This is a genomic window from Pseudomonas paralactis, from assembly GCF_001439735.1.
GTDB classification, from domain to species: Bacteria; Pseudomonadota; Gammaproteobacteria; order Pseudomonadales; family Pseudomonadaceae; genus Aquipseudomonas; species Aquipseudomonas paralactis.
Genome location: NZ_JYLN01000003.1, coordinates 462302 through 488663 on the forward strand (window position 1 = coordinate 462302; position 26362 = coordinate 488663).

At 61.7% G+C, this 26362-nt stretch carries 23 protein-coding genes; 16 read left to right on the forward strand and 7 right to left on the reverse strand.

Features of this window, described 5'->3' with window-relative positions; translation table 11 throughout:
- Positions 1–2: 2 nt before the first annotated feature.
- The 3 genes from TX23_RS10310 to TX23_RS10320 all read left to right on the forward strand — a co-directional run bounded on the left by TX23_RS10310 (position 3) and on the right by TX23_RS10320 (position 2869).
- Positions 3–668, forward strand: coding sequence for a fumarylacetoacetate hydrolase family protein (locus TX23_RS10310; protein ID WP_057702076.1), 666 nt, complete (start codon positions 3–5; stop codon positions 666–668).
- Positions 669–914: 246 nt separating this feature from the next.
- Positions 915–1838 (forward strand): SdiA-regulated domain-containing protein, encoded by a 924-nt coding sequence (locus TX23_RS10315; protein ID WP_057702077.1) that lies wholly within the window; start codon positions 915–917, stop codon positions 1836–1838.
- 122 nt (positions 1839–1960) lie between these two features.
- A complete protein-coding gene (locus TX23_RS10320; RefSeq protein ID WP_057702078.1) occupies positions 1961–2869 on the forward strand; it encodes an SdiA-regulated domain-containing protein in 909 nt (302 codons plus the stop codon).
- 61 nt (positions 2870–2930) lie between these two features.
- On the opposite strand, the gene rpiA is transcribed toward TX23_RS10320, so the two are convergent.
- Positions 2931–3602, reverse strand: a complete 672-nt coding sequence (gene rpiA, locus TX23_RS10325; protein WP_032878877.1) for a ribose-5-phosphate isomerase RpiA — start codon at positions 3600–3602, stop codon at positions 2931–2933.
- A 138-nt stretch (positions 3603–3740) separates the two neighbouring features.
- Here rpiA and ilvA point away from each other — a divergent pair, with 138 nt between their 5' ends.
- Positions 3741–5255: a threonine ammonia-lyase, biosynthetic gene (gene ilvA, locus TX23_RS10330; protein ID WP_057702079.1), complete on the forward strand. Its 1515-nt coding sequence runs from the start codon at positions 3741–3743 to the stop codon at positions 5253–5255.
- A 40-nt stretch (positions 5256–5295) separates the two neighbouring features.
- The gene (locus tag TX23_RS10335; RefSeq protein WP_005792333.1) at positions 5296–5709 is read left to right on the forward strand and encodes a DUF2269 family protein; all 414 of its coding nucleotides are present in this window, start codon (positions 5296–5298) and stop codon (positions 5707–5709) included.
- 90 nt (positions 5710–5799) lie between these two features.
- On the opposite strand, the gene TX23_RS10340 is transcribed toward TX23_RS10335, so the two are convergent.
- The gene (locus TX23_RS10340; RefSeq protein ID WP_057702080.1) at positions 5800–6456 is read right to left on the reverse strand and encodes a histidinol-phosphatase; all 657 of its coding nucleotides are present in this window, start codon (positions 6454–6456) and stop codon (positions 5800–5802) included.
- A 143-nt stretch (positions 6457–6599) separates the two neighbouring features.
- Between TX23_RS10340 and TX23_RS10345 the strand changes: the two genes are divergently transcribed.
- Both TX23_RS10345 and ptsP read left to right on the forward strand, forming a co-directional pair.
- A complete protein-coding gene (locus TX23_RS10345) occupies positions 6600–7079 on the forward strand; it encodes an RNA pyrophosphohydrolase (RefSeq protein WP_003176750.1) in 480 nt (159 codons plus the stop codon).
- A gap of 22 nt (positions 7080–7101) precedes the next feature.
- Positions 7102–9381 (forward strand): phosphoenolpyruvate--protein phosphotransferase, encoded by a 2280-nt coding sequence (ptsP, locus tag TX23_RS10350; protein ID WP_057702081.1) that lies wholly within the window; start codon positions 7102–7104, stop codon positions 9379–9381.
- A 98-nt stretch (positions 9382–9479) separates the two neighbouring features.
- Here the strand turns inward: ptsP and TX23_RS10355 are convergent, their stop codons facing one another.
- Positions 9480–10226 carry an NRDE family protein gene (locus tag TX23_RS10355; protein ID WP_057702082.1) on the reverse strand — a complete coding sequence of 249 codons (747 nt, stop codon included), beginning with the start codon at positions 10224–10226 and terminating at the stop codon, positions 9480–9482.
- A 216-nt stretch (positions 10227–10442) separates the two neighbouring features.
- Between TX23_RS10355 and lgt the strand changes: the two genes are divergently transcribed.
- Together lgt and TX23_RS10365 are read left to right on the forward strand one after the other, a co-directional pair.
- Complete coding sequence (gene lgt / locus TX23_RS10360) at positions 10443–11255, forward strand: prolipoprotein diacylglyceryl transferase (RefSeq protein ID WP_003195189.1); 813 nt, start codon at positions 10443–10445, stop codon at positions 11253–11255.
- A 51-nt stretch (positions 11256–11306) separates the two neighbouring features.
- Complete coding sequence (locus TX23_RS10365; RefSeq protein WP_005792328.1) at positions 11307–12140, forward strand: thymidylate synthase; 834 nt, start codon at positions 11307–11309, stop codon at positions 12138–12140.
- A 130-nt stretch (positions 12141–12270) separates the two neighbouring features.
- Here TX23_RS10365 and cadR read toward each other — a convergent pair whose 3' ends face one another.
- The gene (gene cadR / locus TX23_RS10370) at positions 12271–12711 is read right to left on the reverse strand and encodes a Cd(II)/Pb(II)-responsive transcriptional regulator (RefSeq protein WP_020301838.1); all 441 of its coding nucleotides are present in this window, start codon (positions 12709–12711) and stop codon (positions 12271–12273) included.
- 85 nt (positions 12712–12796) lie between these two features.
- Here cadR and TX23_RS10375 point away from each other — a divergent pair, with 85 nt between their 5' ends.
- The 6 genes from TX23_RS10375 to TX23_RS10400 all read left to right on the forward strand — a co-directional run bounded on the left by TX23_RS10375 (position 12797) and on the right by TX23_RS10400 (position 21303).
- Positions 12797–15097, forward strand: a complete 2301-nt coding sequence (locus tag TX23_RS10375; protein WP_057702083.1) for a heavy metal translocating P-type ATPase — start codon at positions 12797–12799, stop codon at positions 15095–15097.
- Positions 15098–15113: 16 nt separating this feature from the next.
- On the forward strand, positions 15114–15977 hold the full coding sequence (locus tag TX23_RS10380) for a LysR family transcriptional regulator (RefSeq protein WP_057702084.1): 864 nt from the start codon (positions 15114–15116) through the stop codon (positions 15975–15977).
- A gap of 238 nt (positions 15978–16215) precedes the next feature.
- On the forward strand, positions 16216–17280 hold the full coding sequence (locus tag TX23_RS10385) for a putative 2-aminoethylphosphonate ABC transporter ATP-binding protein (RefSeq protein WP_057702085.1): 1065 nt from the start codon (positions 16216–16218) through the stop codon (positions 17278–17280).
- 1 nt (position 17281) lies between these two features.
- Positions 17282–18994 carry a putative 2-aminoethylphosphonate ABC transporter permease subunit gene (locus TX23_RS10390; protein WP_057702086.1) on the forward strand — a complete coding sequence of 571 codons (1713 nt, stop codon included), beginning with the start codon at positions 17282–17284 and terminating at the stop codon, positions 18992–18994.
- Positions 18995–19017: 23 nt separating this feature from the next.
- On the forward strand, positions 19018–20040 hold the full coding sequence (locus tag TX23_RS10395; protein WP_057702087.1) for a putative 2-aminoethylphosphonate ABC transporter substrate-binding protein: 1023 nt from the start codon (positions 19018–19020) through the stop codon (positions 20038–20040).
- A gap of 126 nt (positions 20041–20166) precedes the next feature.
- A complete protein-coding gene (locus TX23_RS10400; RefSeq protein WP_057702088.1) occupies positions 20167–21303 on the forward strand; it encodes a TIGR03364 family FAD-dependent oxidoreductase in 1137 nt (378 codons plus the stop codon).
- A 27-nt stretch (positions 21304–21330) separates the two neighbouring features.
- Here the strand turns inward: TX23_RS10400 and TX23_RS10405 are convergent, their stop codons facing one another.
- The gene (locus TX23_RS10405; RefSeq protein WP_057702089.1) at positions 21331–22698 is read right to left on the reverse strand and encodes a DUF3482 domain-containing protein; all 1368 of its coding nucleotides are present in this window, start codon (positions 22696–22698) and stop codon (positions 21331–21333) included.
- Positions 22691–24070, reverse strand: a complete 1380-nt coding sequence (locus tag TX23_RS10410; protein WP_057702090.1) for a DUF2868 domain-containing protein — start codon at positions 24068–24070, stop codon at positions 22691–22693. The genes TX23_RS10405 and TX23_RS10410 overlap by 8 nt, the downstream gene beginning before the upstream one ends.
- A 69-nt stretch (positions 24071–24139) precedes the next feature.
- On the opposite strand from TX23_RS10410, the gene TX23_RS10415 reads away from it, so the two are divergent.
- Entirely contained in the window at positions 24140–24652 is a 513-nt protein-coding gene (locus tag TX23_RS10415) for a dihydrofolate reductase (RefSeq protein ID WP_057702091.1), read from the forward strand.
- 112 nt (positions 24653–24764) lie between these two features.
- On the opposite strand, the gene TX23_RS10420 is transcribed toward TX23_RS10415, so the two are convergent.
- Positions 24765–26156: an L-cystine transporter gene (locus TX23_RS10420; RefSeq protein WP_057702092.1), complete on the reverse strand. Its 1392-nt coding sequence runs from the start codon at positions 26154–26156 to the stop codon at positions 24765–24767.
- Positions 26157–26362 lie beyond the last annotated feature (206 nt).

Genomic DNA, 26362 nt, shown 5'->3' on the forward strand with positions numbered 1-26362 from the left:
CCATGAGCTACCAGCACAAGTATGTCGACGGCACCAACATCCACTTCCCAGTGGGCAAACTGGTGTGTATCGGGCGTAACTACGCCGAACACGCCAAGGAACTGGATAATCCGGTGCCCACCGAGCCTTTGCTGTTCATCAAGCCCGGTAGCTGCGTAGTGCCGCTGGAAGGTGGTTTCGCGATTCCCACCGAGCGTGGTTCGGTGCATTACGAGGCGGAAATCGCCGTGTTGATCGGCAAGCCGTTGTCGAACAAGCCAAACCGCGAAGAGGTGCTCGACGCCATCTCCGGCTTCGCCCCGGCGCTGGACCTGACCCTGCGCGACAAACAGGCCGAGTTGAAATCCAAAGGCCTGCCATGGGAAATCGCCAAGTGCTTCGACGGCGCGGCGGTGCTTGCCCCCTTCGTGGTCAGCAGCACCTTTGCCGACGTGACCGACATCGGCATACGCCTGACCATCAACGGCGAAGTGCGCCAGGACGGCAACAGCGCGCAGATGCTCAACCCGATTGTGCCGATGATTCAGTACATGGCGGGTTGCTTCTCCCTGCAGGCCGGTGATGTGATCCTCACCGGCACCCCAGCGGGTGTTGGCCCGTTGAATGTGGGGGATGAAGTGGTGTTGGAGCTGGCAGGTGTGAACCGTTTCGAAAGCGTCGTGCGCTAAGTCACTGCCAAACTGCGATCAAACTGTGGGAGCGGGCTTGCTCGCGAATGCGTGGTGTCAGTCAATACATCAACGACTGGACCACCGCATTCGCGAGCAAGCCCGCTCCCACATGGGATCTTCGTTACATCCTGAATCCTTGCTTTTGCATTTTTTTCACACACTATCCGGATAATTCCCTGCTCTTGCGCGCGGGTCTTTGAATCCTGTGCTATCCCCTACAGCTGACTTTCCGGAAAGCGCTCAATGGCCGTGCCTTTGCCTACTTCGAAAACCTCGCTTCGCTCGCGCTTGTCCATGCGTTGGTATTCCTGGCTATTTTTGGCCGGTGCCATTCTGTATGGCGTCGCCTGGGCCATGCACTGGGACGATCGCGGTGTGCTGTGGGTGCTTGAGCGCTTCGAGAGCCCGGCCGAACGCCGCGAGAGTGTGTGGCTCCCGGACTATCAGGTGGTCATCGACGCCAAGCTGCTGCCCGGTATGGAGAAGGACGAGGCTTCGGACCTGACCTACAACCCTCAGACCAAAACCCTGTTTTCCGTCATGGGCAAAAACCCGTTTCTCGTAGAGCTGAGCCTGCAAGGCGATGTGCTGCGCAAGATGCCGCTCAACGGCTGGAACAATCCGGAAGGCGTGACGGTGATGGAAAACGGCTTGATGGCCGTGGTCGATGAACGTGATCACACCGTGACCTTAGTAAAGGTGGACGCCGGCACCACGGCGCTGAACAAGGCGGATTTCCCCAGCCATGACCTGGGCCCGTCCAAAGACCAGAACAAAGCCTTTGAAGCGGTCGCGTGGGACAAGCGCAACCAGCAGCTTGTATTGGGCGAAGAGCGCCCGCCGGCATTGTTCACATGGAAAAGCGATGGCAACACGCTGACCGGCGACAAGCAAAAACTGGCCAGCACCGAACTGGATGTGCGCAACCTGTCGGCCCTGTCCATCGACCCACGTACCGGTCATTTGCTGGTGCTGTCGGCCGATTCTCACCTGTTGCTGGAGCTGGCCGAAACAGGCGAGCAAGTCAGCTTCATGACCTTGCTTGGCGGCTTCAACGGCCTGAAAGACACGATCCCCCGTGCCGAAGGCGTGACCATGGATGAGAGCGGCAACCTGTACATGGTCAGTGAGCCAAACCTGTTCTATCGCTTTGAAAAGCAGAAGTAACTGACGAATTACGTCAGACTTTTCTCAATAAACGGCATTCTCGACACAGTTCGGCGCGTTTAAGTTTAAATTCAGGCGACCTTGATATCTATTCGCCAGTTTTTTCACTGAGCCCGCTCCCGATGCGTCGACTTGCCCGCCCCAAACCTGCTGTTTTCATCCTGCTGTTGCTCGCCCTGATTGCTGCCGGGGTCGTTGCCCAGCAGTTTCGTCTGTTCGAGCGTGCCTGGTTCAACTGGCAGGTGTGGCGCCAGCCTGTCGATGAACGTGCCATTGGCCTGGCGGATTACCGCGTGACCCTGGAAGGCCAGGTGATCGAAGGGCTCGACGATGATGTCTCAGCCCTCACCTACGACCCGGTGCGCAAAAGCCTGTTTACCGTCACCAATAAAAACGCCGAGCTGGTGGAGCTGTCCCTGGACGGCAAGATCCTGCGGCGTATTCCCCTGGTGGGCTTCGGCGATGCCGAAGCGGTGGAATTTATCAGCGACAACATCTATGTCATCAGTGATGAGCGCCAGCAGCGCTTGATTAAGGTGCACGTGGATGACGACACGAAGTTCCTCGACGCCGCCGACGCGGAGCAGATGACCCTGGGCGTACACGTCGGCGGCAACAAGGGCTTTGAAGGGTTGGCCTACGACTCGGTGGGCAAGCGCCTGTTCGTCGCCAAGGAGCGCGACCCGATGCTGATCTATGAAGTCCACGGCTTCCCACATTTCAAGGCGGAAAAAACCTACTCGGTGCACGTGATCAACAACCCCAAGCGCGATGCCGGGCTGTTTGTGCGCGACCTGTCGAGCCTGCAATACGACGAGCGCAGCGGCCATCTGCTGGCACTGTCGGATGAATCGTTTCTGGTCCTGGAGCTGGATATCGACGGTCGCCCCTTAAGCAGCTTGTCGTTGCTTAAAGGGCGCCATGGCTTGAGCAAGCGCGTGCCTCAGGCCGAAGGGATCGCCATGGATGACGAGGGCACGCTGTATATGGTCAGCGAGCCGAACCTGTTTTACGTGTTCAAGAAACCCTGATCAGAACATTCTGCACGCGCGGGAATGTTCAAACGCCCTCCCACGGTAGAACTCGGTGTTCTTAAGCCTTGAGGGTTTTCACGCCTTCCGGGGTACCCAGCAGCAACACATCCGCCGGGCGGGCGGCGAACAGGCCGTTGGTGACCACGCCGACGATGGCATTGATCTGCGTCTCCAGCTCCACCGGGTTGGTGATCTGCATGTTGAACACATCAATGATGATGTTGCCGTTGTCGGTCAATACACCTTCGCGGTACACCGGGTCGCCGCCCAGTTTTACCAGCTCGCGGGCCACGTGGCTGCGGGCCATCGGGATGACTTCCACCGGCAGCGGGAACGCGCCGAGCACCGGCACCAGCTTGCTCGCGTCGGCGATGCAGATGAAGGTCTTGGCCACTGCCGCGACGATCTTCTCGCGGGTCAGGGCCGCGCCGCCGCCCTTGATCAGGTTCAGGTGTTCGTCGCTTTCATCGGCGCCGTCAACGTAGAACTCCAGGTCGCTCACGGTGTTGAGCTCGTACACCGGAATGCCATGGCCTTTAAGGCGTGCGGCGGTGGCTTCGGAGCTTGCCACGGCGCCGTCGAACGCGCCCTTGTGCTGAGCCAGCGCATCGATAAAGCAGTTGGCGGTGGAGCCGGTGCCGACACCGACGATGCTCTTGTCGTCGAGTTTAGGAAGGATTAAATCGACAGCGGCCTGGGCCACTGCCTGTTTGAGTTGATCCTGGGTCATGCGGGCTCCGGAACGGGCGGGGAATTAACGAGGGCGGCGAGTATAACCCAACAAAACCTCGGGATTCGTGTGGTCGCCCGCCCAAACGCTGGGTTAGACTCCTTGGCCCTGCCCAATTCGTGAAGTAGATGCCTGCCGATGCTTGAACACTACGTCAAAAAGATCCTTACCTCGCGCGTGTATGACATCGCCGTGGAAACTCCCTTGCAGACCGCCCGCCAGCTTTCCGAGCGGCTGGGCAACAAGGTCTGGCTCAAGCGCGAAGACTTGCAGCCGGTGTTCTCGTTCAAGATTCGCGGCGCCTACAACAAGCTGACCCAGTTGAGCAGCGAGGAACGCGCCCGTGGCGTGGTCACGGCGTCGGCAGGCAACCATGCCCAGGGCCTGGCCCTGGCGGCCAAGGTGCTGGGGGTCAAGGCCACCATCGTGATGCCCAAGACTACCCCGGAGATCAAGGTCGAAGGCGTGCGCTCCCGTGGCGGCAAAGTGGTGCTGCACGGTGATTCCTTCCCGGAAGCCCTGGCCTATTCGCTCAAGCTGGTCGACGAAAAAGGCTATGTCTACATTCACCCCTACGATGATCCGCACACCATTGCCGGGCAGGGCACCGTGGCGATGGAAATCCTGCGCCAGCATCCTGGGCCTTTGGACGCGATTTTCGTGCCGGTGGGCGGCGGCGGGCTGATCGCCGGCATTGCGGCGTATGTGAAATACCTGCGTCCGGAAATCAAGATCATCGGCGTCGAGCCGGACGATTCCAACTGCCTGCAAGCCGCCATGGCCGCAGGCGAGCGCGTGGTGCTGCCGACCGTAGGGATCTTTGCCGACGGCGTGGCGGTGGCGCAGATCGGCCAGCACACCTTCGACATCTGCAAGGACTATGTGGACGAAGTGATCACCGTCAGCACCGATGAAATCTGCGCGGCGATCAAGGACATCTACGATGACACGCGCTCCATCACTGAGCCGGCAGGCGCGTTGGGCGTGGCCGGGATCAAGAAGTACGTGGAGACCCGTGGCGTCAGCGGCCAGACCTTTGTCGCCATCGACTCCGGCGCCAACGTCAACTTCGATCGCCTGCGCCATGTGGCCGAGCGTGCCGAGCTGGGTGAAGGTCGCGAAGCCATTATCGCGGTGACCATCCCCGAGCAACCGGGCAGCTTCAAGGCGTTTTGCGAGGCCGTGGGCAAGCGCCAGATCACCGAATTCAACTACCGCTACCACTCCGGCAGCGAAGCGCACATCTTCGTCGGCGTGCAGACCCACCCGGAAAACGATCCGCGCAGCGCCCTGATCGCCAGCCTGACCAGCCAGGGTTTCCCGGTGCTGGACCTGACCGAAAACGAACTGGCCAAGTTGCATATTCGTCATATGGTGGGCGGCCATGCGGCCAAAGTCAGCGACGAGCTGGTGTTTCGCTTCGAATTTCCGGAGCGTCCGGGCGCCTTGTTCAACTTCCTCCACAAACTGGGCGGGCGCTGGAACATCTCGATGTTCCACTATCGTAACCACGGTGCGGCGGACGGCCGTGTGGTCGCGGGGCTGCAAGTGCCGGCGGACGAGCGCCACCTGGTGCCGGCAGCCCTGGCTGAAATCGGTTACCCGTATTGGGATGAAAGTGAAAACCCGGCCTACCAGTTGTTCCTCGGTTGAGCGACTACGCTGACTGAGCGGCCTTTAAGGAATCAAGACCATGGAAACGCTGACCACCCTCAAGGTTATCCACATCACCGCCACCGTATTGCTGCTGCTCAGCGGTCTCGGCCTGGCCGTTCTGGCCTGGCGTAAACGCAGTGCCGGCCCGGCGGTCACCGTGCAGCGCCCATGGGCGTTCGTGTGGCTGCTGATGGGCATTTGCCTGGTCAGCATGCCGTTCACCGGCTGGTGGCTGGTGCACCTGATCGGCTGGCCGCTGGGGCAAACCTGGATTCTGGGCTCCAGCATCCTCTACACCGTGGCGGCGCTGGCTTGGTTCTGGCTGGTGGCGCGGCTTAATCGGCTGCGCAAGGGCGAGGGCGGTAGCCTGAATTTCACCCTGGTGCTGGCGGTGGTCAGCCTGGTGGGGTTTGTGGCAATTGCAGGGCTGATGGGCGCCAAGCCGGTTTAAAGCGTTAGACCGCGTCGCGTTCATCGCAGGCAAGCTCCCACAGGGGAATGCATTCCAAATGTGGGAGCTGGCTTGCCTGCGATAGCGTCATCAGCTGCGCAGTGTAATCACCGGCCAGCCACGCTTTTCAGCCTCCGCGCGCAAATTCGGATCCGGATCCACCGCCACCGGATGCGTCACCTGCTCCAGCAACGGCAAGTCATTCATCGAGTCGCTATAGAAGTAGCTGTCTTGCAGGCTATACCCGGTTTCTTCCAGCCAACGATTCAAGCGCGTCACCTTGCCTTCACGAAAACAGGGTATATCGGTGCTGCGTCCGGTATAGCGGCCATCGAGCATTTCGCATTCGGTGGCGATCAGGGTTTCGACGCCCAGCAACTCGGCAATCGGCGCGGTGACGAAACGGTTGGTCGCGGTGATGATCACCAGCTTGTCGCCGGCGGCGCGGTGCTTGGCCAATAGTTGCGCCGCCAGGGGCAGCATCAGCGGGTCGATGCAGTCGCGCATGAAGTCGCGGTGCCACTCGTCCAGCTGAGCCATCTCGGTGCGGCCGAGGATTTCCAGGCTGAAGTTCAGGTAGGCGGCATTGTCGAGCTTGCCGGCCAGGTAGTCCTGGTAGAACTCGTCATTGCGGGCCTTGTAGGCCACCGGGTCGAGAATCCCGCGTTCACACAGGTAATCGCCCCAGGCGTGATCGCTGTCACCGCCCAGAAGGGTGTTGTCCAAGTCGAATAAAGCCAGGCGCATTGCAGTTACTCGCTGAAAAGTCTGTAAAAAGGCGTCCAGAATACGGTCTTTTCACAAGAGTGCACATAAGGTAAGAAGCCTCGTTGCCGCTGGAACAATCTTTGTGGAACAATGCGGCGACATGCGTTTGCGAGGTTGTTGCCGTGATCGACCCCGATGGTTTCCGTCCTAATGTCGGCATTATTCTTACGAATGATGCCGGACAGGTGCTATGGGCTCGCCGAATCAACCAAGATGCCTGGCAGTTTCCTCAAGGTGGAATCAACCCCGACGAAACCCCTGAAGACGCCTTGTACCGTGAGTTGAACGAAGAAGTCGGCCTTGAGCGCGAAGATGTGCAAATTCTGGCCTGTACCCGTGGCTGGTTGCGCTATCGTTTGCCGCAACGCCTGGTGCGTACCCACAGCCAACCGCTGTGCATCGGCCAGAAGCAGAAATGGTTTCTTTTGCGCCTGATCTCCAACGAGCAGCGGGTGCGGATGGATTTGACCGGTAAACCGGAGTTCGATGGCTGGCGCTGGGTCAGCTATTGGTACCCGTTGGGCCAGGTGGTGACATTCAAGCGCGAGGTTTACCGCCGCGCTCTCAAAGAGCTTGCCCCGCGCCTTTTAGCGCGCGACTGACGACGGAGTTCGACCCCGAGCCATGCTCAATACGCTGCGCAAGATCGTCCAGGAAGTTAACTCCGCCAAGGATCTCAAGGCGGCGTTGGGGATTATTGTGTTGCGCGTCAAGGAAGCCATGGGCAGCCAGGTCTGCTCGGTTTACCTGCTGGACCCCGAGACCAACCGTTTTGTGCTGATGGCCACGGAGGGCTTGAACAAGCGCTCCATCGGCAAGGTCAGCATGGCGCCCAATGAAGGTCTGGTGGGCCTGGTGGGGACGCGTGAAGAACCCCTCAACCTCGAAAATGCGGCCGACCACCCGCGTTACCGCTACTTTGCCGAAACCGGTGAAGAGCGCTACGCCTCGTTCCTCGGTGCGCCGATCATCCACCACCGCCGCGTTGTCGGCGTGTTGGTCATTCAGCAAAAAGAACGCCGCCAGTTCGATGAAGGTGAAGAAGCCTTCCTCGTGACCATGAGCGCGCAGCTGGCTGGGGTTATCGCCCACGCCGAAGCCACCGGCTCGATCCGCGGCCTTGGGCGCCAGGGCAAGGGCATCCAGGAAGCCAAGTTCGTCGGCGTCCCCGGTTCGCCGGGTGCTGCGGTGGGTACGGCGGTGGTCATGCTGCCGCCGGCCGACCTTGATGTGGTGCCGGACAAGACCGTCCACGACATCGAAGCCGAAATTAAACTGTTCAAGACCGCCCTGGAAGGCGTGCGCGCCGACATGCGCAACCTGTCGAACAAGCTGGCCACCCAACTGCGCCCCGAAGAGCGTGCGCTGTTTGACGTGTACCAGATGATGCTGGACGACGCGTCCCTGGGTAACGAAGTCAAGACCGTGATCAAGACCGGCCAGTGGGCCCAGGGCGCGTTGCGCCAGGTGGTCACCGATCACGTCAACCGCTTCGAAATGATGGACGACGCCTACCTGCGTGAGCGGGCTTCGGACGTGCGCGACCTCGGCCGCCGCCTGCTGGCGTACCTGCAGGAAGACCGCAGCACCAACATGGTCTTCCCTGACAACACCATTTTGGTCAGTGAAGAACTGACCGCCACCCAGCTCGGCGAAGTGCCTGAGGGCAAGCTGGTAGGCCTGGTCTCGGTATTGGGCTCGGGTAACTCCCACGTCGCGATCCTGGCTCGGGCCATGGGCATCCCGACGGTGATGGGCCTGGTGGACCTGCCGTACTCCAAGGTCGATGGCATCGACATGATCGTCGATGGGCATCGCGGCGAGGTCTTTACCAACCCCAGCGACGTGCTGCGCAAGCAATACGCCGAAGTAGTGGAAGAAGAGAAGCAACTGGCCCAGGGCCTCGATTCGCTACGCGAGCTGCCGTGCGTCACCCTCGACGGCCACCGTGTGCCGCTGCTGGTCAACACTGGTTTGCTGGCGGATGTAGCCCGTGCGCAACAACGTGGCGCCGAAGGGGTGGGGCTGTACCGCACCGAAGTGCCGTTCATGATCAACCAGCGTTTTCCGAGCGAGAAGGAGCAGCTGGCGATTTATCGCGAGCAATTGCAGGCCTTCCACCCGCTACCGGTGACGATGCGCAGCCTGGACATTGGCGGCGACAAGTCACTGTCGTATTTCCCCATCAAGGAAGACAACCCCTTCCTTGGCTGGCGTGGCATCCGCGTTACCCTCGACCATCCCGAAATCTTCCTCGTCCAGACCCGCGCCATGCTCAAGGCCAGCGAGGGGTTGAACAACCTGCGTATCCTGCTGCCGATGATCTCCGGCACCCATGAGCTGGAAGAAGCCCTGCACCTGATCCACCGCGCCTGGGGCGAAGTGCGCGACGAAGGCGCCGACGTGCCGATGCCGCCGATTGGCGTGATGATCGAAATTCCGGCGGCGGTGTATCAGGCCAAGGAGCTGGCGCGGCAGGTGGACTTCCTGTCGGTGGGGTCCAACGACCTGACCCAGTACCTGCTGGCCGTGGACCGTAACAACCCACGGGTCGCCGACCTCTACGACTACCTGCACCCGGCGGTTCTGCAAGCGCTGCAACACGTGGTGCGCGACGCCCATGCCGAAGGCAAGCCGGTGAGTATCTGCGGTGAGATGGCCGGCGACCCGGCGGCTGCGGTGCTGTTGATGGCGATGGGCTTTGACAGCCTGTCGATGAACGCCACCAACTTGCCGAAGGTGAAGTGGATGCTGCGCCAGGTTGACCTGGGCATGGCCAAGGATCTGCTCGCGCAGTTGATGACCATCGACAACCCGCAAGTTATCCACAGCTCGTTGCAGTTGGCGCTGAAGAACCTGGGGCTGACCCGCATGATCAACCCGGCCTCGGCCAAAACCCTCTAAACCGAGGCGCCTTCATCGCAGGCAAGCCAGCTCCCACAGGGAACTGCATTCCAAATGTGGGAGCTGGCTTGCCTGCGATGACGTCAGTCCAAGCGCCGTCAGATTTCCAGTTCGACCTCGCCCAGCCGCCCACCGTGCGGGCCAAAGCTACGCTCCACCATCCGCCGCGTCCCGTCGGCATTCACAATCAGCGCCGTACTCGCCCGCGTTCCGTAACTGGGGCTGGCAATAAACACACTCGACAACAGGCTCTCCGTCGCCAATCCCACGCCGGTGTCCGGCAGGTCGATGAATGGCGCTGTCTGCGGGTCGCTCAGGATCTGCAGCAATGCCTCAGGCTGCGGGTTCTCCAGCGCCGCGCTCAACGCCGCCCTGGCTTTGATCAACTTGGGCCACGGCGTATCCAGCCCGGCATTGGACAGCCCGTACACACCCGGTGCCAGCAGCGTCGGCTCGGTGTCGTTGGCGTTGTAATGCCACAGCTCATCCCGCGTGCCTACCAGCAGGTTAAAACCGGCATATTCAATCGAACGTCCGTTAACATCGGCTAAATAATCATCAACGGGCAGTGATCCACCGAGAAATCGTGCAACCAGCTCGCCGCGGGATTTACGTGCCGGTGGCTGGTGCGGGTCGCGGATATTGGTCAGTGCGGCAAAGCGTCCATCCGTGTTGACTCCCAGCCAGGTACCCCCGGCTTCCTGATCGCGGCCGGCATAGACCTGCGGCGCATCCGGCCACTGGGCCAGCGGCAGGCTGGGGCGGGCGTAGAATTCATCGCGGTTGGCCGCTACGATCAGCGGTTGGGCATGGCCCGGTCGCCAGGCGAAAACAATCAGGCACATCGGGTGACCCCTTTTGTGTTTTTGCCACTCTACCCACAGACGTGCAGGCGTTCCATCGTAACGAAGTTGGGCCGCGCACCTTCCATCCGTTAACATGCCGGGTTATTTGGCGTGTATGTGAACTTCTTAATTTGATCTCGCCGCTGTAACGCAGGCTTAATCGCACATCGGCATGGTCCGGTGCGTCATGACTAAATGTTTTAACGAGGAGTCGCAATGCTGCCTTACCCGCAGATCGACCCGGTGGCCCTGGCTATCGGTCCGCTGAAAATCCACTGGTACGGGTTGATGTACCTGATCGGCATCGGCGGTGCCTGGCTGCTGGCTTCCCGGCGCCTGAACCGCTTCGACCCGACCTGGACCAAGGAGAAGCTCTCCGACATGGTGTTCTGGATGTCGATGGGCGTGATCGTCGGCGGGCGCTTGGGGTATGTGCTGTTCTACGACCTGTCTGCGTATCTCGCCAACCCGACCCTGATCTTCGAAGTGTGGAAGGGCGGCATGGCGTTCCACGGCGGGTTTATCGGCGTGATGATCGCCGCCTGGTGGTTTGGCCGGCGCAATGGCAAGTCGTTCTTCCAGCTGATGGACTTCGTCGCCCCCTTCGTGCCGATCGGCCTGGGCGCCGGGCGCATTGGTAACTTTATCAACGCCGAGCTGTGGGGCAAGCCGACCGACGTACCGTGGGCGATGGTGTTCCCGCCGTTCAGCGACCCGGCACAACTGCCGCGCCACCCGTCGCAGCTTTACCAGTTCGCGTTGGAAGGTGTGGCGCTGTTCCTTATTCTCTATATCTTCTCGCGCAAGCCACGCCCAACCATGGCCGTGTCAGGCATGTTCGCGCTGTTCTACGGGATTTTCCGCTTTATCGTCGAATTCGTACGGGTGCCGGATGCGCAGTTGGGCTACCTGGCGTGGGGCTGGCTGACCATGGGTCAGGTGCTTAGCCTGCCGATGATCCTGGCGGGCCTGGGCATGTTGTGGTGGGCTTACAACCGCCCGCAGCCGCTGAAGAACGCCGCGCTTTAAATTCGAATGCCAAGACCAGGAGGTCTTGGCTTCAACGATACGGGTAAAAACATGAAGCAATATCTCGAACTGCTGCACGACGTCGTGACCAATGGCCTGACCAAGGGCGACCGCACCGGCACCGGCACCAAGGCTGTGTTTGCGCGTCAGTATCGGCATAACCTGGCCGACGGCTTCCCGCTGCTGACCACCAAGAAGCTGCACTTCAAAAGCATCGCCAACGAACTGATCTGGATGTTGAGCGGCAACACCAACATCAAGTGGCTCAACGAAAATGGCGTGAAGATTTGGGATGAGTGGGCCACCGAAGACGGCGACCTGGGCCCGGTCTACGGCGAGCAGTGGACCGCCTGGCCGACCAAGGACGGCGGCACGATCAACCAGATCGACTACATGGTGCACACACTCAAGACCAACCCCAACAGCCGCCGCATCCTGTTCCACGGCTGGAACGTCGAATACCTGCCGGACGAGACCCAAAGCCCGCAGGAGAACGCGCGCAACGGCAAGCAGGCGCTGCCGCCGTGCCACTTGCTGTATCAGGCGTTCGTGCACGACGGCCATCTGTCGATGCAGCTGTATATCCGCAGCTCTGACGTGTTCCTGGGCCTGCCGTATAACACCGCCGCGCTGGCGTTGCTGACCCATATGCTGGCCCAGCAATGCGACCTGATCCCTCACGAGATCATCGTCACCACAGGCGACACCCACGCTTACAGTAACCACATGGAACAGATCCAGACCCAGTTGGCGCGTACGCCGAAAAAACTGCCGGAGCTGGTGATCAAGCGTAAGCCTGCGTCGATCTACGACTACAAGTTTGAAGACTTTGAAATCGTGGGTTACGACGCCGACCCAAGCATCAAGGCCGACGTGGCTATCTAAAGCCTTACTCGGTGAAAAACTGTGGGAGCTGGCTTGCCTGCGATAGCGCAGTGTCAGGCGACATTAATGTCGCTGGTCCACCGCCATCGCAGGCAAGCCAGCTCCCACATGGGTTTGGTGTTCACCTGAGTTAATGGCCGTGGCTTCTGCCCACATGCGAAGGCTCGGCCTCGCTGGCCGCAATCGCTCCGCTGACTTCCAACTGCTGCAGGATGCCGCACTGGTTCCCGCCGCCGCAGCGTTGACGCAAGTCCAGCAGTTGCTCCTGCAACGCCAGCAACCCGTCGATCCGCGCTTTCACATGGTGGATATGTTCGTCGATCAACGCATTCACGCTTTCGCACTGGTCCTGGGGGCTGTCACGTAGCCCCAACAGGCTGCGGATCTCTTCGAGGGTCATGTCCAGGCTGCGGCAGTTGCGGATAAAGGTCAGCCGCTCGGTGTGCGCCTGGGTGTACACGCGGTAGTTGCCATCGGTGCGTGCCGGGGGCGGCAGCAGGTTTTCCTTTTCGTAATAACGGATGGTTTCCACCGGGCAGTCGGTGAGTTTGGCCAGTTCGCCGATCTTCATCGCAGCAATCTCCAAATGGGTGCTTGACCCTATAGTGGCTACAGGGTCTTTACTTGGCAACAGGCACCTTTACGGACGCGACCTGATGAGCCATTCCATTCACACCCCGCACAAGCACGACCACAAGCACGATCACGATCACGATCACGCTCATGACCACGGCCATGATCACAAACATGACCATGGGCCAGCCAAACTCACGCCTGTGGATAACCACGGCCATTCCGGCTCCTGCTGCTCCGGCGCTGCCGGGCCTGCCATAGTGACCTTGAGTGAAGCGCCCACCGCCGGCTCGCGCTTGAGCACCTTCCGCATCGAAGCCATGGACTGCCCCACCGAGCAGACGCTGATCCAGAACAAGCTGGGTAAGCTCGCTGGCGTGCAGCAACTGGAATTCAACCTGATTAACCGCATCCTCGGCGTCACCCATGACCTGCCGAACACGGCGCCGATCATCGCGGCGATCAAGTCCATCGGTATGCAGGCCGACCCGATCGAGGAAGGCAGCCCCGCCGCCGCGCCGCCCGCCAAGAAGCACTGGTGGCCACTGGCACTGTCGGGCGTGGGCGCTCTGGGGGCCGAAGTGCTGCACTTCACGGGCGTGGCACCGACCTGGGTGATCGCGCTGGTGGCGCTGGTGTCGATCCTCAGCGGCGGTTTGACCACCTACAAAAAGGGCTGGATCGCCCTGAAAAACCTCAACTTGAACATCAACGCGCTGATGAGCATCGCCGTGACCGGCGCCATCCTGATTGGTCAGTGGCCGGAAGCGGCGATGGTGATGTTCCTGTTTACCGTGGCCGAGTTGATCGAGGCCAAGTCCCTGGACCGGGCGCGCAATGCCATCAGCGGCTTGATGCAGATGACCCCGGAGCAGGCGACCGTGCGCCAGGCCGACGGTTCATGGCTGGAACAGGAAGTCAAAAGTATAGAACTGGGCGCAATCGTGCGGGTAAAACCCGGCGAGCGTATTGGTCTGGACGGTGAAGTCACCGCCGGTCAGTCCACTATCGACCAGGCGCCGATCACCGGGGAAAGCCTGCCGATTGAAAAGACTGTGGGCGATAAAGTCTTCGCCGGCACCATCAACCAGGCCGGTTCCCTGGAATACAAGGTCACTGCAGCGGCCAACAACTCGACCCTGGCGCGGATCATCCACGCGGTGGAACAGGCCCAGGGTGCGCGTGCTCCGACCCAGCGTTTTGTTGACAGTTTCTCCAGGGTCTACACCCCGGCAGTGTTCCTGTTTGCCCTCGGTGTGGCGGTGATTCCGCCGCTGTTCATGGCGGGCGTGTGGTTCGACTGGATCTACCGCGCCCTTGTGCTGCTGGTGGTGGCCTGCCCTTGTGCCCTGGTGATCTCGACCCCGGTGACTATCGTCAGCGGTCTGGCCGCCGCAGCGCGCAAAGGCATCCTGATCAAGGGCGGCGTTTACCTGGAGGGCGGCTACAAGCTCGACTACCTGGCCCTCGACAAGACCGGCACCATCACCCACGGCAAACCGGTGCAAACCGATTACCTGCCGCTGTTCTCGAATCTCGAAGACAGCGCGCCGGCCTTGGCTGCCAGCTTGGCATCGCGTTCCGATCACCCGGTCTCCCTGGCGATTGCCAACGCGGCTGTGGATAAAAACCTGTCGACTCACGCTGTGGATAACTTCGAGGCCCTGGCCGGGCGCGGTGTGCGCGGCGACATCAACGGCCAGACCTATCACCTGGGCAACCACCGCTTGGTGGAAGACCTGGGCTTGTGCTCAGAGGCGTTGGAAGAAAAACTCTTCGCCCTGGAAAAACAAGGCAAGTCCGTCGTGCTGCTGTTGGACAAGTCCGGCCCCCTGGCGCTGTTTGCCGTGGCCGACACAGTCAAGGAGAGCAGCCGCGAAGCCATTCAGCAACTGCACGACCTGGGCATCAAGACGCTGATGCTCACCGGTGACAACACCCACACCGCCCAGGCCATTGCAGCCCAGGTCGGTATCGACCAGGCCCAGGGCGACCTGTTGCCCACCGACAAGCTGCAAGCCATCGAAACCCTCTACGGCCAGGGCCATAGGGTGGGCATGGTCGGTGATGGCATCAACGACGCCCCGGCCCTGGCCCGTGCCGAGATCGGCTTCGCCATGGCCGCGGCGGGCACCGACACCGCCATCGAAACCGCCGACGTGGCGTTGATGGATGATGATTTGCGCAAGATTCCGGCTTTCATTCGGCTGTCGCGGCAAACGTCGAGTATCCTCAAGCAGAACATCGCCCTGGCGCTGGTGATCAAGGCGATCTTCCTGGCCGTCACGTTCATGGGCATGGCGACCATGTGGATGGCGGTCTTCGCCGACATGGGCGTGAGCTTGCTGGTGGTGTTCAATGGCCTGCGCCTGTTGCGCAAATAGAGGATGAGAGGGTGGTGTGCTGAGTGCTGAGTTAAAGGCGTTTTTTATGGTCGCCCGCCTGGGCAGCATCACCCAGGCGGCGAAAAAACTCGGCCTGAGCCAGCCCACGGTGACCACCCAGATCCGTAACCTGGAGAGCCAGTACGGCGTTGAACTGTTTTACCGCGGCGGTCGTCGCCTGACGGTCAGCGACGAAGGCGCGCGGCTGCTGCCAATGGTCAAGACGCTGTTGCAGCAGGAAGCGGATATCGAGTTTTTCCTGCGCAACAATGGCCAGGTCCAGGGCGCGCTGCGGATTGCCGCGACCGCGCCGTATTACATTCTCGACCTGGTCAAAGCCTTTCGTGAACGCCTGCCGCACGTGGAAGTGTCGGTAGAAATCGGCAACTCCCAGCAGGTGCTTGAGGCGCTGGATGATTACCGCGTCGATGTCGCGGCCTCTTCGCAAATGCTGGACGACCCGCGCCTGATCCGCCGTGTGCTGGGCACCGACCCACTGGTACTGGCGGTGCATCGTAATCACCCGTTGGCCAGGCTTGAGCATGTGTCGTTGAGCGCGCTGGCCGGGCATACGCTGCTGATGCGTGAAGCGGGCTCAACCACCCGCAGGCTGACCGAAGAAATGTTGAAGAGCGGCGGCGTCGGGTATGGGCCGTTGCTGGAGATAGGCAGCCGTGAGTCGATTCGCGAGGCGGTGCTGCGCAATATCGGCATCAGCATCATTGCTCGCCAGGAAGTGCCCCATGACCCGCAGTTGCGCGTGCTGACCATCGAGAATGCGCCGCAGATTCCGGAGTATCTGTATTGCCTCAAAGAGCGTAAAAGTGCGCGGCTGCCGGCGGCACTCCTTGGTCTGGCTCAGGAAATGTCACCCCTCTGAACATGGATGGCGGCTTTTAAATGGCCATCGCAGGCAAGCCAGCTCCCACATTTTGATGTGTGAACACTATTCAAGTGTGGGAGCTGGCTTGCCTGCGATAGCGGACCATGAGTCACCCATCTCCTTGAGTCCTACACAAATCCACCAATACCACTATCACCCCGTTTTGCCTTTCTGCCACACCCGCTACGCATTGCCCCCCTAGCATGGCCTTCATCCGTTCGATGAGGTGCCTTGCATGAACACAGCCCTGACCCAACCCGGTGCGCCCATGAAGGTGCGCGGGATCCAGAAACGCTTTGGCGCCTTCACCGCGCTGGACAACGTGTCCCTGGACGTCGCCGCCGGCGAGCTGGTGTGCCTGCTGGGCCCGTCCGGCTGCGGCAAGACCACCTTGCTGCGCTGCATCGCCGGTCTGGAGCGTCAGGACAGCGGTGAGCTTTACCTGGGCGAGCGCGACGTTTCCCTGCTGCCACCCCAGGCGCGGGACTACGGCATCCTGTTTCAGTCCTACGCGCTGTTCCCCAATCTCACGGTTGAGGCAAACATCGGCTACGGCCTCACCGGCAGCGGCCGCGATGAAGTGCGCCAGCGTGTCGGGCAGATGCTGGAGCTGGTCGGCCTGGTCGGCAGCGAAAAGAAATACCCCGGCCAACTCTCCGGCGGCCAGCAGCAGCGCGTCGCTCTGGCCCGTGCATTGGCGCCGGCCCCTTCGTTATTGCTGCTGGATGAGCCGATGTCGGCCCTTGATGCCCGCGTGCGCGAGCATTTGTGCACTGAGCTGCGCCAATTGCAGCGGCGCCTGGGCATTACCACCTTGATGGTGACCCACAACCAGGACGAAGCCATGCTGATGGCCGACCGCATTGCCGTGATGAATAACGGCAAGGTCGAGCAGTACGCCACGCCTCAGGAAATCTACGACCGCCCGGCGACGCCGTTCGTGGCCGAATTTGTCGGCCAGGGCAATTGGCTGCCGTTCAGCCGCAGCAGTGCCAGCCATGCTCAGGTCGGCGGGATAAATATGCGCCTGGCCGACGATGCGGGTGTGGCCAAATCCGGTCGCCTGTTCTGTCGCCCGGAAGCGATCAGCGTCAACCCGACGGTGCATGAAGAAAACCTGTTCCCGGCCAAGGTCCGCGAAATTACCTTCCTGGGCAATCGCTGCCGCATGAGCTTTGAGCTGGAACAGTTGCCGGGCCATCCGTTGCTGGCCGAGCTGGCGCCTGAAGCCATGCCGCGCCTCGGCGCCCAGGACATCTGGGTGGCCTTGCCGCCGCGCAGCCTGCAGGTGTTTGCCTGAGATGGCCGCGGTCATGACATTGCCGGTACCGCGTCAGGTGTCCCGCGCCGAGTGGGGCGACCGTCTCTTTGTGGTCGGCGGCAAATGGCTCTGGCTCTGCCTGTTGGTGGTGGCGGTGCTGTTGCCGCTGCTGGCGATCTTCTGGCGCGGTTTCAGCAGCGAAGCCGGGCAGGGCGGTGGCCTGGTGGCCGCGCGGGAACTGCTGAGCAGCGCCAACTTCCACTGGTTGCTGGGCAATAGCCTGAAAGTTTCCCTCAGCGTGGCGGCCATCGTCGTACCGCTGGCCTATCTGTTTGCCTACGCGCTGCAACGTACGCTGATCCCCTGCAAGGCGGTCTGGCGTGGGTTGTCGTTGCTGCCGTTGATGGCCCCGTCGATGCTGCCGGGCATTGCTCTGGTCTATCTGTTCGGCAACCAGGGCCTGTTGCGCGGCTTGTTCTCGGACAATATCTACGGTTTCTGGGGCATTGTGCTCGGTGAGGTGATTTACACCTTTCCCCATGCCTTGATGATCTTGCTCTCGGCGCTGTCCCTGGCGGATGCGCGCTTGTTCGACGCCGCTTCGAGCATGGGCGCCAGCCCGGCCCGGGCATTTCGCAGTATCACCTGGCCGGCCACGCGCCAGGCAGTGTTCGCCGCGTTCTGCCTGGTGTTCACCCTGACCATCACTGACTTTGGTGTACCGGTGGTGGTCGGTGGTGATTACCAGGTGCTGGCGCTGGAAGCCTACAAGGCGGTGGTCGGCCAGCAACAGTTCGGGCGCGGCGCGTTGATCGGCATGGTGTTGCTGCTGCCGGCACTGTTCAGCTTTGGCGTGGATGCCTGGTTGCGCCGTCGGCATGGCGACTCGATGAGCGGTCGCGCGCAGGTGTTCCAGCCCGCGCCATCGCGGCTGCGTGACGGTTGCTACCTGGCCATCGTGCTGCTGATCTGCGCGGTATTGCTGTTGGTGTTCGGCATGGCGGTGTATTCCTCGCTGGTAAAGTTCTGGCCGTACAACCTGTCGCTGTCGCTCAACCACTACCAGTTCGAAGACACCGCCGGCGGCGGCTGGCTGGCCTATCGCAACAGCCTGACCATGGCGCTGTGCACGGCGTTGATTGGCAGTGTGCTGATCTTCACCGGCGCCTACCTGATGGAAAAAACCAAGGGCCAGAAAAACCTGAACCTGGCGCTGCGTATGCTCAGCTTCGTACCGATGGCGGTGCCGGGCCTGGTGCTGGGCCTGGGGTATGTGTTTTTTTTCAACCTCAACGGCAACCCGCTGCACGTGTTCTACGGCAGCATGGCGTTGCTGGTGGTGTGCACCATTGCGCACTACCTGACCACCGCGCAGATGACCGCGACCACCGCCCTGCGCCAACTGGACGCCGAGTTCGAAGCGGCGGCGTTGTCACTCAAGGCGCCGTTGTACCGCCACTATTGGCGCGTCACGGTGCCGATCTGCCTGCCGGCGCTGCTGGATATCCTGCGCTACCTGTTTGTGTCGGCGATGACCACCGTGTCCGCCGCGATCTTTCTCTACAGCCCCGACACCATCCTCGCCGCCGTCGCCGTGCTGAACATGGACGACGCCGGCAATGTGGGCGGCGCGGCGGCCATGTCGACCCTGATCCTGTTCACCTCAGTCGGCGTCTCGCTGCTGCTGGCGTGGGCCTCACGTGGCGCGCTGCGTCGCTCCCAAGCCTGGCGCCAGACCGCGCCCGGCCAATAAAACATCCCTGAAGGAGGTGCTCCATGTTCAAGCCCCTGGCGCTGGTCGCTGCGGTACTCACGGCATTCAGCCTGAATGCCTTCGCCAAGACCGAATTGACCGTGTACACGGCCCTTGAAGCCGAGCAGTTGAAGACCTACAAAAAAGCCTTCGAACAGGCCAACCCCGACATCGAGATCAAGTGGGTACGCGACTCCACCGGCATTATCACCGCCAAGCTGCTGGCCGAAAAAGACCGCCCGCAGGCTGACGTGGTGTGGGGCCTGGCCGCCTCCAGCCTGGCGATCCTCGACCAGCAGGGCATGTTGGACAACTACGCGCCCAGGGATCTGGACAAGATCGGCAAGAACTATCGCGACCCCGCCAACCCGCCGGCTTGGGTGGGCATGGACGTGTGGGCCGCGACCCTCTGTTTCAACACCGTTGAAGCCCAGAAGCAGGGCCTGACCAAACCGGTGAGCTGGCAGGACCTGACCAAGCCTGAATACAAGGGCAAGATCGTGATGCCCAACCCGGCGTCCTCCGGCACGGGCTTTCTGGATGTGAGTGCCTGGTTGCAGACCTTCGGCGAGAAGCAGGGCTGGCAGTACATGGACGACCTGCACCAGAACATCGGCCAGTACGTTCACTCCGGCTCCAAGCCGTGCAAGCTGGCGGCGTCCGGTGAGTTTCCGATCGGGATTTCCTTCGAGTACCCGGCGGTTCAACTCAAGCGTCAGGGCGCCCCGCTGGAGATCATCCTGCCCAAAGAGGGCCTGGGCTGGGAGATCGAAGCTACCGCTGTGATCAAGGGCAGCGCCCATGCCGACGCTGCGAAGAAACTGGCTGATTTCTCCGCCAGCCCAGCGGCGATGGAGCTGTACAAGGAAAACTTTGCCGTGCTCGCCCAACCGGGGATTGCCAAGCCGCAGACCGAGTTGCCGGCGGACTATGAGCAACGGTTGATCAAGAACGACTTTGCCTGGGCGTCGAAGAATCGCGACAGCATCCTGGCCGAATGGCGCAAGCGTTATGACGGTAAGTCGGAGAAGGTAGCCGGTCAGTAGGACTTTCGTTAGGGCTGATGGCCTCATCGCAGGCAAGCCAGCTCCCACATTTTGATGTGTGAACCCGTTCAAGTGTGGGAGCTGGCTTGCCTGCGATTGCGGCCTCAAGGACAGGAACATCATGTCATGACACAACACAGCGATTTACTGATCGTCGGCGCCGGCATCCTTGGTCTCTCCCACGCCTATGCCGCCGCCAGGCGCGGCCTCAAGGTCAAGGTGTTCGAGCGCACCGCCACGCCATTGGGCGCCTCAGTGCGCAACTTCGGCCAGGCACTGGTCACCGGTCAACCACCAGGGCCAATGCTCGACCTGGCGCGGGAAAGCCGCGAAATATGGGGCCATTGGGCGCAAGCAGCGGGCCTGGCGCTCAAGCGCAATGGCGCCTACCTGTTCGTCCGTACCGAAGCCGAAGAACATCTGCTCGAAGCCTTCTGCGCCGGGCGTGCCCGGGAGCACGGCTATAACGTGGAGTTGCTGCAAGGCGCTGCGATGAAAGACCTGTACGCTGGCCAGTTCCGCCATCACCGCGCCGCGTTGCATGGCAAGGATGACCAGCAGCTGTACTCCCGTGAGGCGATCCCGGCGCTGATCCATTACCTGAGCCAGCACCTGAACGTGGAGTTCCATTTCTCCACGCTGGTACGCGACGTAGAGCCGGGCCAGCTGCACAGCACGGCCGGCAGCTTTCGCGGTGAGCAGATCGTTGTCTGTTCAGGCCACGACTATCAAACCCTGCTGGCCGAATCCATAGCCCCGCTCAACCCGCACACCTGCCGCCTGCAAATGCTGCGTGCGCGGCCGGTGCTTAATCTGAACCTGCAACACGCCCTGCTCACCGGCTTGAGTTGCGTGCATTACGGCGCTTTCGCCGACCTGCCGGAAGCTGCTGCGGTCCAGGCGCAGATCCTGCGCGAAACGCCGCATCTGCAGGAGCATGGCATTCACCTGCTGATCAGCCCCACGCCCCATGGCGAACTGATCATCGGCGACTCCCACCATTACGACAGCGACCCGTCGCCCTTCAATGCCGAGCAGATCGATGACTGGATGATCGAGCTGGCCGAACAGACCCTGGGGTGCAGCCTCCAGGTGGTCGAACGCTGGCAAGGCGTCTACGGTGCGCGCGGGCCGGGGCCGTTTTCGTTTGTGCGGGCGGCACCCGGCGTCAGTGCTGCGTTGATGCACACCGGCGTGGGCATGAGCGTGGGCCCGGCGCTGGCCGAGCGCAATATCCGCATGTTGTGGGGTGAGGCCTCATAAACCTGGAACACGCAGGTGTTTTGTGGCTCAGGTCTGGTCCAGGCGCTGGGCCAGGGCTTCAACCTGCTCCTGGCGCTCGGCCTGGCTCAGTTTCGCGTGGGGGTTCAAGGATGACCATTGTGGATAGGCGCGGGCCTTGTGCAAGGCGTCGGGCAGTTTGCCCTCGCGCCAGGTTTTGTCCTGGGGCGTGTCGACCTTGATGCTGTGCATCGCCGCATGGCCGCGCAGGTTCAGGGCCTTGAGCAGTTGGCGTTGGCGCAGGGCGAGCAGGCGCAATACGCTGTCGTCGACGGTCAGCTCGCGCTGGCCCTTGATTTTGCCGAGCAGGCGACTGCCGTAGCTGCGTGCGGTTTGCAGGGCGCCACCGGCGATAGCTCCGGCCAGGGCCGCAGCGCCAAGGGTCAGGCCGCCGACCAGCAGATCCACGCCAGCACCGGCCGCAGCGCCCGCGGCGATCCCGCCGCCGACCCGCACGCCAAGCTGCTTGAGGGTCTCGGGGTTGAACAAGTCATCGCCCCAGCGACCGTCGAGCAACGGTAGGTCACTGGCGGCGGCATCCTGTGGGCGAAAGCCGAACAGTTTGAGCAGGGCTTCGACGCACTTTTGTTCGCGTTGGCGCACCGCTTTGCGCAGATCGCCGATGGCTTGCTGTTCATCTTCGGTAACGACACTGCGACGGCAGGCCGCGCAGTCGATCAACAATTCGGCGATCAAGCGGGCGGCGCTTTGCTGGCGGGCCAGGCGTTGGGCCTCTTGATCAAGGATCAGGCGTTCCAGCTGCGGGCGGGAGTTTTCCAGCAGCAGGGCGAGGCTTTCGTACAGACGTCGTTCACCGTCTTCCGGCGGCGCCACGCTGTCAAAACGCACCAGCGCGTGCAGGCCGAGGCGGGCCAGGGCTTCGCGCCAGTCCGGCTCGCGCTGGTCGCTGCTGGTGACGAAGTTGAGCACCGGTAACAAGGGTTTGCCGCAACTGGCCAGCACTTGCAACTCATCGCGGTACTTGGCCAGCACCGGCTCGCGGGCGTCGATCACATACAGGCCGGCGTCCGAAGCCAGCAATTGGCGCAACACCTTGGCTTCCTGTTCGAACCGTTGACGGGCTTCGCTGCCTTCCAGAAAACGCGCCAGGCGCGCGGGCCCGTCCAGGCGTTCGCCGGGGCGGTCCAGGCGCTCCAGATAGTCGAGCAGGGCGATGGCGTCTTCCAGGCCGGGCGTGTCGTACAGCTCCAGCAAGGCTTCGCCATCCACCGACAAGCGTGCGCCTTCGACGTGCCGCGTGGTGCTGGGGCGATGGGAGACTTCGCCGAAGCCCACGTCACGGGTGAGGGTGCGCAGCAGTGAGGTCTTGCCGACGTTGGTGTGGCCGACTACGGCGAGTTTCAGCGGTTTAGTCATGCCCGGTCTCCAGCCAGTTTAACGGCGCGCAGTCGGCGAACGGCAGCTCAAGTTGTTGCAGCGCAGTGTGCCAGTCACCCAGGCGCTCGGCGTCCAGCGCCTGGCCCGGCGGTGCTTGCAGCAGCCATACACGAGTGGCGGTTGCGCTGCGCGCCAGTTCGGCGATCAGCGCCAGACTGCCGCGATCCGGCGAGCGGCGTGGGTCGCAAACGATAGCCAGGCGCGCCGGCGGGAACCGGCTGAGTTGTTCCAGCAGTTTGTTGCGTGATTCGCGGCTGTCGAGGATGCCGGCGTTTTTAACGTTGCCGGGCAGTTTGGGTGGCCATGGTTGCTGATCGTCGAGTTCGATGGCCACCAGCAAGGCGCCGTCGCTTTCCATCTCGCTGACGCCGCCGCTGACGTGGTGCAGCTGTTCGGGCGCGGCATCTTTGACCCCAAGCCGTTCGCTGCTGGGCATCAGGCGTTCGCGCAGTTGGGCGTAGCCAGGCAGGTTGAGATCTAGGCGCAACGCTGCGCGCCCGCGTTTCCATCGCCACAGGCACAGCAAGGCAAGGATCAACCGCGGCAGCAGGCCGTAGACCAGCAACACGCCCACCAGCCAGGCCGCCCAGGCCTGGCGGGCGCTTTCGATATTCAGCGCGGAGTCGCCGCTGGCGCGGATCATCTCCACGGTGGGCACATTGAAACCGAGCAGAGCCGGGAGTGTGCCGAGGGCCTGGGTCACGGCGACAAACGTATCGGCGCCGAGAATGGTGGTTTCCCACACAAAGCCGTAGCGACGGGTGGCGAGCAGGGTCAGCAGAATCACCATGGCGCTGAGCAAGGCCAGCAGCCACAGGCTGTTGACCAGCACACCCACCGCCCAGCGATTGAGTTTTTGCCGTTGCAACAACAGCAGTAGCGCGGGTGCCAACTGTGCGGCCTTGGCGTCACGCGCCAGTTTCTCGCTGAGCCACAACCACAGTCGCCCAAGGCTGGCGCTGTGTTCGCCGGCAAACAGCAGGCCCAGAGCCCAACTGATCAGCAGGATCAGGTTCAACCCCAGCAGGCTGCCCAGGGCCCAGAACACGTTCACCGGCATCAGGCCATTACCCAACGCAGCAAACGCCAGACCGGCGCCGCTGATCACAGCCACCACCGCCAACAACACCAGCGCCAGGCGTGCGCCTTGCAGCCAGCGTGTGAGGGCGCCGGTCAGGCCGTCGCGCCCGGCCAGGTGCAGGGCGCGCTGCGTAATGCGTGTCGACAGGTCGCCCCCGGCCGTACGGGCCAGGCGGTTGGCTTCCAGGTCTTCCAGGGGGCCTGCGTGTTCTTCACGCAGGCGCACGGCTTCTGTCAGCCAGAGTTTTTGCAGCGGGTTCAGTGCAGTCACGCGCTGTCCTGTTGTGTTGATGAGGTTGGAGCATAACCGCTGACTCGCGGCTCTGGTATTCTCGTCGCCATGAAAAAAACTCTTCCTTTAAGCCTGATCGCAGCCCTCGGTGAAAACCGCGTGATCGGCGTCGACAACAGCATGCCCTGGCATTTGCCGGGGGATTTCAAGTATTTCAAGGCCACCACGCTGGGCAAGCCGATCATCATGGGGCGCAAGACCTGGGACTCCCTGGGTCGACCGCTGCCGGGGCGCTTGAACATAGTGGTCAGCCGTCAGACCGATCTGAGGCTTGAAGGTGCGGAAGTTTTTCCGTCACTTGAAGCGGCAGTCGAGCGCGCTGAGGCGTGGGCCAAGGCCCAAGGCGTGGACGAACTGATGCTGATCGGCGGCGCGCAGTTGTATGCGCAGGGGCTGGAGCAGGCGGATCGCCTGTACCTGACGCGGGTGGCGCTCAGCCCGGAAGGGGATGCGTGGTTTCCAGCGTTTGATATGAACCAGTGGAAGCTGGTGTCGAATGTCGAGAATCCGGCCGAAGGTGATAAACCGGCCTACAACTTCGAAGTGTGGGAGCGCAACTAGTGTAGGAGCGAGCTTGCTCGCGAAGATCGTCAACGATGACGCGGGCATTCTGAATGAACGCGGCGTCCTCAGGTTCTTCGCGAGCAAGCTCGCTCCTACAGGTTATAAGCCTTTATGCCTGCGCCAGTTCGGCATGCTCATCGGCATTCAACAGCGCTTTATCCGTCTGCCCCATGATCTGGCTGGTAATCGCCCCGGCCGTCATCGAACCATTGACGTTCAACGCCGTACGGCCCATGTCGATCAGTGGCTCCACCGAAATCAGCAGTGCCACCAGTGACACCGGTAAGCCCATGGCCGGCAGCACGATCAGCGCGGCAAAGGTCGCACCGCCGCCGACGCCGGCAACGCCCGCCGAACTCAAGGTCACAATCGCCACCAGGGTCGCGATCCACAGCGGGTCCAGCGGGTTGATGCCCACAGTCGGGGCGACCATCACCGCCAACATCGCAGGGTAAAGACCGGCACAGCCGTTCTGGCCGATGGTCGCACCAAACGAGGCGGCGAAACCGGCGATGGATTGCGGGATGCCCAGGCGACGGGTCTGCGCTTCAATGCTCAGCGGGATGCTTGCAGCGCTGGAGCGGCTGGTGAAGGCGAAGGTCAGCACCGGCCACACCTTGCGGAAGAAGCGCAGCGGGTTGATCCCGGCCAACGACAGCAGCAAACCGTGCACCACAAACATCAGGCCCAGGGCCAGGTACGACACCACCACGAAACTGCCCAGCTTGATGATGTCTTGCAGGTTGGAACCGGCGACCACTTTGGTCATCAGCGCCAGCACACCGTAGGGGGTCAGCTTCATCACCAGGCGCACCAGGCGCATGACCCAGGCTTGCAGGGTGTCGATGGCGTTAAGGACTTTCTGGCCTTTTTCCACGTCGTCCTTGAGCAGTTGCAGCGCGGCAACCCCAAGGAATGCGGCGAAAATCACCACGCTGATGATCGACGTCGGTTTGGCCCGGGCCAGGTCGGCGAACGGGTTGGCCGGCACGAACGACAGCAGCAACTGCGGGATATTCAGGTCGGCGACCTTGCCCGCGTAATCACTCTGGATCACTTGCAGGCGCGCCATTTCCTGAGTGCCGGCCACCAGGCCCTCGGCGGTGAGGCCGAACAGGTTGGTCAAGCCGATGCCGATCAGCGCCGCGATGGCCGTGGTGAACAGCAGCGTGCCGATGGTCAAAAAGCTGATCTTGCCCAGGGACGAGGCGTTGTGCAGGCGCGCCACGGCACTGAGGATCGAAGCGAACACCAGCGGGATCACGATCATTTGCAGCAACTGCACATAGCCATTGCCGACCAGGTCAAACCAGCCGATGGAGGCTTTTAGCACCGGGTTACCGTCGCCATAAACCGTATGCAATGCCGTACCGAACAGCACGCCCAGCACCAGGGCGAACAGGACCTTCTTGGCGAGGCTCCAGTTAGTACGGCCAGTTTGTGCCAGGCCCAGCAACAGGGCCACGAACACCAATAAATTGAGAATCAGGGGCAGATTCATTGAAGCTCCGTTGAGAAGGCAGCCAATCGCGTGAGCCTGCGATTGCGAACCGGGAAGCCTAACAGCTTGAAATATATTGATTTAATACCGATATGGAATGGTAACTGTCGTTTTTGGAATAAGGGTTTGACGCTCAGGCGTATGCCCTTGGCGTGATCACGACGTCCTGGGTCGTGCTCGGGCGATAACTGTCATACGGATTTGTT